Genomic DNA, 249 nt, shown 5'->3' on the forward strand with positions numbered 1-249 from the left:
TCTTTAAAGTGTTTAATAACCTGTTGGTGGCTTAGCGCTGGTGTGGCAATAAGCACCAAATCTACAGCAGGAACGTGCTGAATGTGGTTGCAGGCATGTGCAATATTGTGTTGCGGGGCAACTCGCTGAGCTTTTGCCAGATCCAAATCGACAAGGCTAACGACTTTTAGGCCACTTTGTTTGAGTGCATCAACATGCACCATACCCCAGTTACTGCCAATTATTGCCGCGGTGTTAATGGTGTTGTTT

1 protein-coding gene is annotated in these 249 nt (G+C 46.2%); it reads right to left on the reverse strand.

Going from position 1 to position 249, the window contains the following annotated elements; genetic code table 11:
* On the reverse strand, positions 1–203 hold a 203-nt coding region (locus Q4528_RS15150), incomplete at its 3' end, for a Gfo/Idh/MocA family oxidoreductase (protein ID WP_303522522.1).
* Positions 204–249: the final 46 nt, after the last annotated feature.

Source organism: Staphylococcus pasteuri (genome assembly GCF_030547725.1).
Classification (GTDB): Bacteria; Bacillota; Bacilli; order Staphylococcales; family Staphylococcaceae; genus Staphylococcus; species Staphylococcus pasteuri.